Here is an 11,492-nt window from a genome sequence, read left to right on the forward strand (position 1 = left end):
TTAGCAGATTCAGGGGCACCTGAGCGACTCTCAATCTAGCTAAAAGCCTTTTCCTGTAAGGTTTTTAGCTTTATTCAGCAGACCCTAATTAAGCAGCAAATCCGACATACCGCACCACAATCCCTCCCGGAAGCGGATAGGTCGCCCGAGCAGGAGTAAAACAGGGGAAAACACCTGAAACTCCTTCCTCTGTGAATCACTGTTTTATGGCGAAAGGAGAAACAGCAGTCTAGAAAAGAGTTCTGGTATTATTTATAGACATCGCCGCGAGGTTTAATAGTTGTAATGACGTATAGATTGTTATCTCTATCTTCAAAAAACAACACTCGATACTTACCCACTCGCAATCTTAGTTCATCTCTTCCGTAAAGGGGTTTAATATCTAATTTTGTAGAATCCGAAATCAAAGTATCCAAAGCTTCAAAAATACGAATTTGGTCATTTTTTGGCATTCTTTCTAAGTAGCGTTCTGCTTGTCTAAGTAGAATATAATCAGCCAAGTTTATCTCCAAATAGTTTGTATTTTAATTCTGTTGAAGTGATTCCAGTATCTCGACCAGATAAATAATCTTGCCATGCTGCTTGGCTTTCAGCAAGTTCTTCGGCTGGAATGATCTCATCGTCATCTTTTGGCGCTAGGGTCGGCTTGATTCACAACCGACTTGGTTCTGCGGTTTCTTTATCGGGATTAAGAAAGGAATATAAAGATTTATTAAACTGTAGCTTAGAATACAGTTCGGGGGGGGTAGTGTGTATTGTTGTTTTCAACCCCCTTTGGTGTTGGGTTGGGCTGTTGTTTGATCTGGCTGCGAGAGACGCAATCGCAGTCATTGTACGCTGGTTAGGGAGAGGAATGTAAATATTTATTAAATTGCTGCGTAGAATGCCGTTCGGGGGGGAGAAATTAACAAGAACACACAAACTGAATTGGAGTTATAATGAACAGCAAATTTACCCATAGTTTCTTGGGGTTCTTGGCCATCGCTACCCTGGGAACATCAATTTTGCCAACGCAAGCTCAAGCTTCCACAATAGTGCTAAACAGTGGCCAAGTAAGTGGAAGTCCGGGAAACCCAGGTCAAACAGATAGCAATATTACCTACTGGACAAAGGGGATAGATGTAACTCCACTGTCGCCAACTCCCTTCACAGCGGCCGATTTTGCCAAAGCTAAGGGGATAGGTTGTTTTGGCTCTGATATATGCGGTTCTGCCAAGGTAGTTGCAGATTATCCCTTTGCTTCCCCTCCTTGGATTCCTTCTCTCCCAAATGCTCCAGATGCGCGATGGATTAACTGGGAGGTCGGCCCGTCACCGAGTTTTTATGGTTCTCCAGCAGCTTCGGTGCTATATGCCTATCGTTTTACCGTACCTGAACCAACCATCAACACCAAGGCACTACTATCTAAGAAATAAAGTGCCATTTAACGTCGTTCCTCAATAATCGTTTCTGAAATAGGTTTGCCCTCGATTTTAATCAATCGGGCTCTTCGGTTTGTGTTATGCAATGGACGGGGGTTATAAGGGATGTAACCCTTATATAGAAAGGCATTTAGCGATTTTTGTCAATTGTTGGATTTAGTCGATTTATGCCCCCCTATCGAACCATACCAAGTAACGAAGAACCATCAATCGTCGCTCAGTTATCGGTTGAGATGAAGGACGCTTAATCTGCTTCACTAATCCGGCATCAAGAAGAGATTGATGAAATAGCGCTTGTTTGTCAGCTTCTTCTTTATCCATAAGATACTGTTGAATCTTCTGATTAAGCTGCTGAAGTTCTTTTAACTCAAGAGTCTCAAGCTGATTCAAGATTTGAGTAAGGATTGCCTGTGTCATAATCTGCTACTTTTTTGACTGAATCTCTTATTACCGGGGATGAAGACTTGTTAGTCCTGAACCCATTTAGAAACATTAAAATCATCACCGCATTAGCATTTTTGGATACTTATTCCATCAGTTGATGGGGTTTATTTTTTTGCCTAGTTTCCTTGCTACACCAAGATTAAAACGTAACTCAAAACACCATGTTATGGAACAACAAACTATAGAAGGAACTTGGGAGGAAATTTTACAACATACCTACACCTGTCAGGCGCGGAGAGGGGAGAATAAATAAAAATAATCTCCTGACTCCTGACGACCGACGGCTCAAAAACCGATAACTGATTCTAGCGATCGATCTCGCCTTCGTAGGGTTGGACACCGATCGAGGGATAATTATCGTGGTTAGGACTGAAAACTTCTAACACTGCATGAGCTAACTTTTGGAAAAAGTCGGGACTCTCGTGCAAGGATTTGAGTGCCGCTTCTAATTCAGTAAGGGAGAAATCGAAGCCTTGCGAGCGAGCTATCTCTAGTAATTGCTGAGGATCTTGGGTTGAGCGCATTTTTTGACCCAATTCTTCGTTTTTAGCGGCTAAGGCGAAGAAGTCGAACACTTGATTTTTAGACATATAAATACTTTTCCTTTGATGATTAAAGGTGTGGCCTCGGCGGCATCGAGGCTAAACTGCCTAGTATGGTTTATTTTTATCCTACCAGTCAGGAGATATCCTCAAAGCAAAAGTTTCGTTTTTCTTTGCTTGTATGGCTGAGTATGCTTTTTCTGGGAAGTAGGGTGTAGGGTGTAGGGTGTGGGGACGTGGGGAAGTGGGGACGTGGGGTGTGGGGTGTGGGGTGTGGGGTGTGGGGTGTGGGGACAATAAATAAAAATAATCTCCTGTCTCCTGTCTCCTGTCTCCTGTCTCCTGTCTCCTGTCTCCTGTCTCCTGTCTCCTGTCTCCTGTCTCCTGTCTCCTGTCTCCTGTCCTGTCTCCTGTCTCCTGTCTCCTGTCTCCTGTCTCCTGTCTCCTGTCTCCTGTCTCCTGTCTCCTGTCTCCTGCTGACTGCGGACTGCCTCTTTCAAGTCAGAGGATAAATAGCCTAAAATAGAAACCTGCACTCTTGTTTCTGTAGCCAGCATCATGAATAAGTCCCCACGTCGTTACCATATCACCACCTTTGGTTGTCAGATGAATAAAGCTGACTCCGAACGCATGGCGGGTATTTTAGAAGATTTGGGGTTTCAATGGTCTGAGGATGCCAACGAAGCCGATTTAATCCTCTACAATACCTGTACAATTCGCGATAATGCCGAACAGAAGGTGTATTCCTATCTCGGTAGACAGGCTAAACGCAAACAAACTCAACCCGATCTTACTTTAATTGTCGCTGGCTGCGTGGCCCAACAGGAAGGGGAACAATTATTAAGACGGGTTCCCGAAGTGGATTTAATTATCGGTCCCCAACACGCAAACCGCTTGGGAGACTTATTACAACAAGTTTTTGACGGTTCCCAGGTGGTAGCCACCGAACCCATCCACATCATGGAAGATATCACCAAACCGCGCCGGGATAGTAATATTACCGCTTGGGTGAACGTCATCTATGGTTGCAATGAACGCTGTACCTATTGTGTGGTTCCGGGGGTGCGCGGGGTGGAACAATCTCGTACTCCTGCGGCAATTCGAGCAGAAATGGACCAATTAGGACAACAGGGTTATCAAGAAATCACCCTTTTAGGTCAAAATATCGATGCCTACGGACGGGATTTACCCGGAGTGACGGCAAGCGGCCGACATCTGCACAATTTCACCGATTTACTCTACTACGTTCACGATGTGGCCGGCATTGAACGTCTCCGTTTTGCCACCAGTCACCCCCGCTATTTTACCGAACGTTTGATTAAAGCTTGTCAGGAATTACCTAAAGTTTGTGAACATTTTCATATCCCTTTTCAATCGGGGGATAATGATATCCTCAAGGCCATGAAACGGGGCTATACTCAGGAAAAATACCGACAGATTATTGCTAATATTCGCGATTTAATGCCGGATGCTGCCATCAGTGCCGATGCGATTGTCGGATTCCCCGGAGAAACAGAGGCACAGTTCGAGAATACTTTAAAATTAGTCGATGAGATTGGTTTTGATCAATTAAATACGGCTGCCTATTCTCCCCGTCCCGGTACTCCGGCCGCTATTTGGGATAATCAATTAAGTGAGCAGGTAAAAAGCGATCGCTTACAAAGATTAAATCATTTAGTGGCCACAAAAGCTGCTGAACGTTCCCAAAGATATTTAGGCAGAATTGAGGAAATTTTAGTGGAAGACGTTAACCCTAAAGATGCTAGTCAAGTTATGGGAAGAACTAGAGGCAATCGCTTAACTTTCTTTACCGGAAATATTGAGGAATTGCGAGGCACATTTGTTAAGGTTAAAATTACTGAAGTCCGTCCCTTTAGTTTGACGGGAGTGATCTTTTAATAGTTAACAGTGACCTCTCAACAGTGAAAAAAGGCAATAGCTATCGGGAATAATTTGGTACTTTATGGATATTATCGCTATTTTGCAGCAAGATTATCAAAGATTTCCCCTCGATCAAACCTATGATATTTATGCTGATAACGTTTATTTTCAAGACCCTCTCAATCAATTTCGGGGGATTAAACGCTATCGGGAAATGATTGGTTTTATGAGTCAATGGTTCCAAGCTATCAAGATGGATGTCCACGCAATTGAACAGCAGGGAAATATTATTAATACCCGTTGGACATTGCACTGGACAACTCCTTTACCTTGGCGGCCCCGCATCGCTATTTCTGGACGCAGCCAATTAACTCTCGATGACAATAATCTGATTATTTCTCATATCGATTATTGGGATTGTTCACGCTGGGATGTGCTGCGTCAGCATTTACCTTTTTCCAGTTCTTAACTAGGGTTTTTAACCAGAAAATGCCGACCAACGAGCGCTCGTTTGCTTGACAAAATCCTGTAAAAATGCTAGGCGTTGATTTTGTTCCCAGACCTGTTTAACTTTATTCTGCAAACTCGTCCAATTCCAATCATTATTCAGCTGCTCGTTAATTTCCTGTTCTTGGAAATATTCAACTAAACTTAAACCAGCTAAACGAGTTAGATAGGCTGCCCCAATTCCTTGCACTGTACCACCGGCAATATAAGTAATCGCATTTCCCTTGAGAATCGTTCCTAATGCCTGAGTTGTCACTTCTACCATGCCCAATTGTATCATCATTTTCCCCAGGGTAGTCATGACTGTTTTTGCTTGTTCAAGGGACATTTTTTGTTGATAAATTGCCCCTAAATCCACTAACATTTGAGCGTTAGTGGCTGCCGCTAAAACTAAATCTAGGGCCGCAAGAGGATTAGCAAAAGTGGCAGTAGCGGCTATCCATTGGTATTGTTCGATAACAGGTAAAGCCTTTTTGCGTCGGGATTGATTAAGTAATTGTTTGGTTTCCTTTTCTAATTCTAGCGCTTGTCTCCAGATAGTTCCCAAAACTAATTCGGACCTTTCTCGCTCGATAATTTGTTGGAGATGATTATCTAAAGGATCGATAACTACCGTTTGGGTTTCCGTCCATTCCTTGATTTCTCCATTGCTTTGATGTTGACGAACTTTTAGGGGTTCAGGGGCAGCGGCTATGGCTAAAATATGATGAGCGGGAATAGTTTCTTTCAGTCTTTGTTTTAGGGAAAGGAGAATTTCTTCTCTGGTTTCGACGGGTAAACGATCCTGTTTATTGAGTAACAGGATAACCCGCTGGTGCATTCGATCGAATTGCTGGAGGATTTGCCATTCGGAATCGGTTAAATCCCCGTTGATAAGATACAAAACTAAGTCGGCTGCTAGGGACTTTTTCTGGTTAGCGGTAGAGTCGAGAGTCAGAAGGGGTTCCGTTTCCAGAAAAGCGATAGATTCTCCAAAGTTGCCGCTTTCTAGTAGTTTTTTTAAGGCAGTTTTACCAGTTTTTCTAGCACCAGTAATGGCAATTTTCAGGTCTTGGCGACTAAATTCTTGGTTTAATTGGGTTAAAGTGGTTTTGAGTGGGGTTAAGTCTTGATTGGGGTCTTCTTTGGCCAGATAATTAATTATCTGCTCGGCCTTGCTAATCGCTTGTTTAACCTTTTCTAGACTCAGGGGAGTGGGAAGGGAAAAATCGATTTTCGAGTTGGGTTTTTGCCAAAACCAGATACCGGCACCAAGTACAAACGCACCTAAAATACCCCAGGAACCGATTTCGCTCAGTCTGCTATTGAGAGTTTCCCCCAGGGTGAAAGCGATGGTAATGCCTATCCCCGTCACTAAAATCGGTTTACCCAATCTTACCGTCATTTTTCCTCATCCTCGCCAACTGCTGTGATTATTCTAGCTTTTTTGTGCTGGATTTCATCCCAAGCCAAACTTTTTAGCCGACAATTCCCCGCATTCGCCCCGGCCGCTCTTGCCTAAAAAGCCCCAGATATGTCATAATGATCGATTGCGTGTAAATTTACCCGATCCCCTGTTGTTATGGCTAGTAAAAAAGGCGTTCGCCTGATCATCACTGTAGAATGCACGGAATGCCGCAGTAATCCCGATAAGCGTACCCCCGGCGTTTCTCGCTACACCACCAGCAAAAACCGTCGCAATACCACCGGCAGACTGGAAATCAAGAAATACTGTCCCCACTGCAATAAGCACACCGTCCACAAGGAAATTAAGTAAGCACACTTTAGTTAAAAAGTCAAGTAATCTTTACAAATCTATGAGCTACTATCGTAAACGTCTCTCTCCCATCTCCCCCAGTCAACCGATTGACTACAAAGACACCGAACTCCTCCGCAAATTCATCACCGAACGCGGCAAAATTCTGCCTAGACGTATCACTGGTTTAACTTCTAAACAACAGCGAGATTTAACTGAAGCGGTGAAACGCGCCCGTTTAATGGCTTTATTACCTTTTGTCAACCAAGAAGCCTAAATTCAGTGATCAGTAATCAGTAATCAGTGAACAGTGATTACTGAAAATAACATATATAGTTAACTAATTACAGCAGTTATCTTAAATGGTGAGGTAGGAAGTTCTCCTTTTGGAGAGCCGGTCGTCGATACCAAATTAGGTCATGCTTCATCTTGATGAGAAACGCTGTAATTGAACTCTGATAAGTAATAGGACAAAATTAACTTCTTGGTGAGGATAGGCACTCACACAATATGTGTAATTAATTGTGTCTAGCTACTTAACTTAAAACTTAAACCTGATCACTGATAACTGTAAGCGATCTCAGTATATTGGGGTTGCTTTCTCGTTTTTGCAAAGAAATATATCAGAATCGGCAGCGGATAGGAAAATTCGTGCGAGAATCTTAAGAAATTGTTAAATCGCTCTAGGAGTAGCCAACGATTTTGTGATTATCGATCGAAATCCACCAATTAGCACCATGGGAGGCTCTTATGGAAAAGCAGCCATCAGCAATCGAGACCGAGTTAGATGGACAGCTACAAGAGGAGGATTCCGAGCAGTTTCTGCGTAGTATATTTAATTCCGTGCAAGCGTCGATTTTTGTAGTGGACGTGCTGGAAAATAGAGATTTTCGCTATGTGGGAGCAAACCCCGTTCATGAACGCTGGACAGGACTGCGCTCATCAGATATTAAAGGCAAAACTCCCGAACAAATCCTTCCCCCCGATGATGCGCGTAGTGTGCGGCAACACTATAGTGATTGTGTACGTTACGGAACAACTATTTCCTACGAACAGTATTTACCTTTTCAAAATATACCCTACTGGTGGCTAACAACTTTAACACCCCTACGGGATAACAATGCGCGCATCTATCGTTTAGTGGGAACCAGCACCAATATCACCGAACGCAAACAGGCCGAAGAAGCTTTAAGATTGCAAGCAGAACGAGAACAACTGCTGGGGGTAATGCAGGAAAGAATCCGGCAATCGTTGGATCTTGATCGCATTCTGCAAAGAACCGTTAAAGAAGTGCGACAATTTCTCAACTGCGATCGAGTGTTAATTTATCGTTTATTCCCCGATCATAGTGGCATGATTGTGGTGGAATCCCATACCCCGAGGATTAATTCTGTCTTAGGAAACAGGATACAGGATCCCTGTTTTAATTTATCCCCAGAACGTCTGGAAAATTATCGTCGCGGGAGAATTCAAGTTATTGAAAATGTCCATAATTCGGGACTTGATCCCTGTTATCGCAGCCTACTAACCTCTTTGCAAGTACAGGCTAACTTGGTGGTGCCAATTATCTGCGATAACCAACTCTGGGGGTTACTAATTGCCCAAAATTGCCAAAAAACTCGCTCTTGGCAATCCCAAGAAATCGATCTGCTCAAACAATTAGCCATTCAAGTGGGAATTGCCATTCAACAAGCAGAACTGCACCAACGGGTAAAATGCTTGAATACTGCCCTAGAATCGGAGGTTCAGCAAAGAACCGCCGAATTGCAGATGAGTTTGAAGTATGAAGCATTAATCGGACGGATTACCGAAAAAATTCGCGATAGTCTCGATGAAAATCATATTCTGCAAACCACCACTAGGGAATTAGTCCAGGTTTTACCCGTAGAACGCGCCCAAATTGAGCTTTACGATCCCAGTCGCAGCAAAGCCACTATTGTCCACGAATATACCACTCAAAAGCTTATCTGTCAGGGAATTACCCGTCAAATTAGCGATTTTCCCGAAATCTATCAACCGCTGCTGCACAAACAAATTTTACAATTTGTTGATCGTCTTCCCCTTGGCAATCCGCAAATTGGTCGTGTTAACCGTTGTGCTTGTCCTATCTTTGACGATCAGGGTTTTTTGGGCAATCTTTGGCTAATTCGACCAGCTAATCAGATTTTTAACTCCTTAGAAACTAATTTGATTCAACATATTGCCGCCGAATGTGCGATCGCTATTCGACAGGCGCGACTTTACGAATCTTCCCAAGCACAAGTGCGGGAATTAGAAAAACTGGAAAGATTAAAAAGCGAATTCCTGAAAACCCTTTCCCATGAACTGCGAACCCCGATTACCAGCATTCGTCTAGCGGTGGAAACCCTGGAAAGTCTCCTAGAATATCAAGGGATCGAGATTGATCCACAGGATTCGATCGGTCAACTGTTGCAAATTCTTAACATTGAATCTCAACGTCAGAGTAAGTTAGTTAATGATCTGTTGACTTTAACCTATCTGGATGCCGAAACCGAACCCCCGGCGATCGAAGCAATCGACTTACTTTCGTGGCTACCCTTATTAGTGGAACCTTTTCGTCATCTCACCCGCGAGCGACAACAGCAGTTAATTTTAGATATAGATGGGGATATACCGGAGATTAACACCAGTCTGTGCGCTATCGAGCGCATCATAGCGGAATTACTGACCAATGCTTCTAAATATACCCCAGAACGAGGAATAATTAGGGTAAATGTCAGGCGTGCGGGCGAGCAAATATTAATTAGTGTGAGCAATGGGGGGGTAGAAATCGCCCCAGAGGAATTATCAAGAATATTTGCCCCTTTTTATCGCATTCCTAACCACGATCCCTGGCGCTACAGTGGTACCGGTTTAGGTTTAGCTTTGGTCCGCAAACTGATTAAACCCCTGAATGCCACCATTGATGTCACCAGCGCCAACGCTGTCACCACTTTTACCCTCACCTTGCCAATCTAGTCGAGCAGAAAACTTTTAAAAAAAAACCTTGCAATTATTTAGAGAGGGTGCTATATTGAGAAAGGACTGAAAAAAGCCGAGATAGCTCAGTTGGTAGAGCAGAGGACTGAAAATCCTCGTGTCCGCGGTTCAAATCCGCGTCTTGGCATCAGAAAAACAATAAAATTTGCCCTGTATTTACTTCCTATTCTGCTAGGTTTTGTAAATGTAGCCTTTCTCGTCAAGATGAAGTGTAACCTAATTTGGTAAGCTGAAAGCTTTGATGTACTTAGTTTCTAACCTTCTTTTTAGGTAGGAGAATTGCCAGATTCTTTCTTTTGCCTGTTGCCTGTTGCCTCTTGCCTTCAGTTCACTGATTACTGATGGCTGATTACTGATCACTGAAAAGTCTCCCCAACCCGCAACTACTTTTTGATTTTTGGCTTGACGTAAGCGGTCACGGATTAAGATAATCTAACAAGTATGTACGATAATGAAATCCTAGACTCTAACAACTCCTTAAATAATCCTCTCGATGGGAGCGATCCGGACCTAGCAGCGGAAATCCCCCCCGATCCAGAGGAAATGCTCTCATTGCTGACTTCTGCTCATGTGAGCGAGAGAATGATCGCCGCTCGGGCCTTTTGTGAATTGCGTGACGAAAGAGCGATCGCCCCCTTACTAGAGATGTTAAGCGATGTCTGTCCCCTAGTGCGTGTCAGTGTCGCCTACGCTTTGGGCAGAAATCCCAGTCTTAGCGCCGTGGAGCCTTTAATCGATCTACTGGCCAGAGATTGGAATGGTTACGTCAGAAAAGGGGTAGTTTGGGCCCTGGGCAACTGTGGCGATCGCAGAGCGATCGAGCCTTTGGTTCATGCTCTCAAAACCGATATTTCGGCGGTGCGATTATGGGCTGCCAGTAGTTTGGCCCAGATTGCCAAGGTCAATTATGAAGATATCATCACCGTCTTGCCGCCTTTAATTGAAGGATTGCGCCGAGATTTAATCGCGGCGGTGCGGAGTAATTGCGCTTGGTCGATCGGTCAATTATGCCGAGAATTGCCCTTAAATGTTATTTATGCCACGGCGATCGATGCTTTGATCGAGGCCTTGGTGGAAGATGAAGATTTAGGTGTCAAGGAAGATGCTAGGGGTGCTTTATTAAAAGTGGGCGACCCGAGAGGATTACAATTGATCGAGGAATTAGAGCTTGAAGGAATTATCTAAACCGCTAATTTTGGGCGTTACGGGGGCATCAGGGCTGATTTATGCCGTCCGTACTCTCAAATATCTACTTTTAGCCGACTACACGATCGATTTAGTGGCCTCCAAATCAGCTTACACTGTCTGGCAAGCGGAAGATAATGTGCGGATGCCTCCAGAACCGGATCTGCAAGAACAATTTTGGCGCAGCCAATGCGGGGTGATGGAAGGGGGAAAATTACGCTGTCATCGTTGGGGTGATGTGGGGGCAACGATCGCCAGTGGTTCCTATCGCACCCTTGGTATGGTAATTATTCCCTGTAGCATGAGTACAGTGGCCAAATTAGCGGGGGGATTAAGTTCCGATTTGCTAGAAAGGGCGGCCGATGTACAGATTAAGGAGGGCAGAAAATTGGTGGTAGTGCCGCGAGAAACCCCCTTTAGTTTAATTCATCTGCGTAATTTAACCACTTTAGCCGAGGCGGGCGTTAGAATTGTGCCGGCAATACCGGCATGGTATCACCATCCCCAATCGATCGAGGATTTGGTCGATTTTGTTATCGCTCGTACTCTCGATCAGTTAGATATCGATTGTGTGGCCATTAATCGCTGGCAAGGACATTAACAGTTATCAGTTATCAGTTATCAGTGGGTAAGTTATCAGTTATCAGATGTAAGTTTTAAGTTAATTAGTTAGTTAGGGTTTGCTGAAAAAGTTTTTCGGTGGGGGTAGGAGTCAGGAGTCAGGAGTCAGGAGTCAGGAGTCAGGAGTCAGGAGTCAGGAGTTTCAGGCTTTGTTGC

Annotated in this window: 13 protein-coding genes and 1 tRNA gene; 9 read left to right on the top strand and 5 right to left on the bottom strand. The window is 44.0% G+C overall.

What is annotated here, in order from left to right:
- Nucleotides 1–248 precede the first annotated feature (248 nt).
- Nucleotides 249–452, bottom strand: coding sequence for a type II toxin-antitoxin system RelE family toxin (locus tag BGL89_RS12900; protein WP_502692624.1), 204 nt, complete (start codon nt 450–452; stop codon nt 249–251).
- A 486-nt stretch (nt 453–938) separates the two neighbouring features.
- Here BGL89_RS12900 and BGL89_RS12905 point away from each other — a divergent pair, with 486 nt between their 5' ends.
- Nucleotides 939–1,415 (top strand): hypothetical protein, encoded by a 477-nt coding sequence (locus tag BGL89_RS12905; protein WP_286826045.1) that lies wholly within the window; start codon nt 939–941, stop codon nt 1,413–1,415.
- Between the two features lie 171 nt (nt 1,416–1,586).
- Here BGL89_RS12905 and BGL89_RS12910 read toward each other — a convergent pair whose 3' ends face one another.
- The 3 genes from BGL89_RS12910 to BGL89_RS12920 all read right to left on the bottom strand — a co-directional run bounded on the left by BGL89_RS12910 (nt 1,587) and on the right by BGL89_RS12920 (nt 2,967).
- The gene (locus BGL89_RS12910; protein WP_286826046.1) at nt 1,587–1,838 is read right to left on the bottom strand and encodes a hypothetical protein; all 252 of its coding nucleotides are present in this window, start codon (nt 1,836–1,838) and stop codon (nt 1,587–1,589) included.
- A gap of 332 nt (nt 1,839–2,170) precedes the next feature.
- Nucleotides 2,171–2,455, bottom strand: coding sequence for a Nif11-like leader peptide family natural product precursor (locus BGL89_RS12915; RefSeq protein WP_286826047.1), 285 nt, complete (start codon nt 2,453–2,455; stop codon nt 2,171–2,173).
- 101 nt (nt 2,456–2,556) lie between these two features.
- Nucleotides 2,557–2,967, bottom strand: a complete 411-nt coding sequence (locus BGL89_RS12920) for a hypothetical protein (RefSeq protein WP_286826048.1) — start codon at nt 2,965–2,967, stop codon at nt 2,557–2,559.
- Here BGL89_RS12920 and miaB point away from each other — a divergent pair.
- Together miaB and BGL89_RS12930 are read left to right on the top strand one after the other, a co-directional pair.
- A complete protein-coding gene (gene miaB, locus BGL89_RS12925; RefSeq protein ID WP_286826049.1) occupies nt 2,966–4,306 on the top strand; it encodes a tRNA (N6-isopentenyl adenosine(37)-C2)-methylthiotransferase MiaB in 1,341 nt (446 codons plus the stop codon). The two genes, BGL89_RS12920 and miaB, sit on opposite strands and share 2 nt — an antisense overlap.
- A 64-nt stretch (nt 4,307–4,370) precedes the next feature.
- Nucleotides 4,371–4,757: a C6orf136 family protein gene (locus tag BGL89_RS12930; RefSeq protein ID WP_286826050.1), complete on the top strand. Its 387-nt coding sequence runs from the start codon at nt 4,371–4,373 to the stop codon at nt 4,755–4,757.
- A gap of 9 nt (nt 4,758–4,766) precedes the next feature.
- Here the strand turns inward: BGL89_RS12930 and BGL89_RS12935 are convergent, their stop codons facing one another.
- Nucleotides 4,767–6,179, bottom strand: a complete 1,413-nt coding sequence (locus BGL89_RS12935) for a slr1306 family protein (RefSeq protein ID WP_286826051.1) — start codon at nt 6,177–6,179, stop codon at nt 4,767–4,769.
- A 177-nt stretch (nt 6,180–6,356) separates the two neighbouring features.
- On the opposite strand from BGL89_RS12935, the gene rpmG reads away from it, so the two are divergent.
- From rpmG to BGL89_RS12965, 6 genes are all read left to right on the top strand, one after another.
- On the top strand, nt 6,357–6,551 hold the full coding sequence (rpmG, locus tag BGL89_RS12940; protein ID WP_002734724.1) for a 50S ribosomal protein L33: 195 nt from the start codon (nt 6,357–6,359) through the stop codon (nt 6,549–6,551).
- A 40-nt stretch (nt 6,552–6,591) separates the two neighbouring features.
- On the top strand, nt 6,592–6,807 hold the full coding sequence (gene rpsR / locus BGL89_RS12945) for a 30S ribosomal protein S18 (protein WP_002770735.1): 216 nt from the start codon (nt 6,592–6,594) through the stop codon (nt 6,805–6,807).
- Nucleotides 6,808–7,280: 473 nt separating this feature from the next.
- The gene (locus BGL89_RS12950; protein ID WP_286826052.1) at nt 7,281–9,509 is read left to right on the top strand and encodes a sensor histidine kinase; all 2,229 of its coding nucleotides are present in this window, start codon (nt 7,281–7,283) and stop codon (nt 9,507–9,509) included.
- Between the two features lie 75 nt (nt 9,510–9,584).
- Nucleotides 9,585–9,657: transfer RNA gene (locus tag BGL89_RS12955), tRNA-Phe, on the top strand.
- 314 nt (nt 9,658–9,971) lie between these two features.
- On the top strand, nt 9,972–10,715 hold the full coding sequence (locus tag BGL89_RS12960; RefSeq protein WP_286826053.1) for a HEAT repeat domain-containing protein: 744 nt from the start codon (nt 9,972–9,974) through the stop codon (nt 10,713–10,715).
- Nucleotides 10,699–11,316, top strand: a complete 618-nt coding sequence (locus tag BGL89_RS12965) for a flavin prenyltransferase UbiX (RefSeq protein WP_286826054.1) — start codon at nt 10,699–10,701, stop codon at nt 11,314–11,316. The genes BGL89_RS12960 and BGL89_RS12965 overlap by 17 nt, the downstream gene beginning before the upstream one ends.
- Nucleotides 11,317–11,492 lie beyond the last annotated feature (176 nt).

This window comes from Microcystis sp. LSC13-02, from assembly GCA_002282935.1.
Classification (GTDB): Bacteria; Cyanobacteriota; Cyanobacteriia; order Cyanobacteriales; family Microcystaceae; genus Microcystis.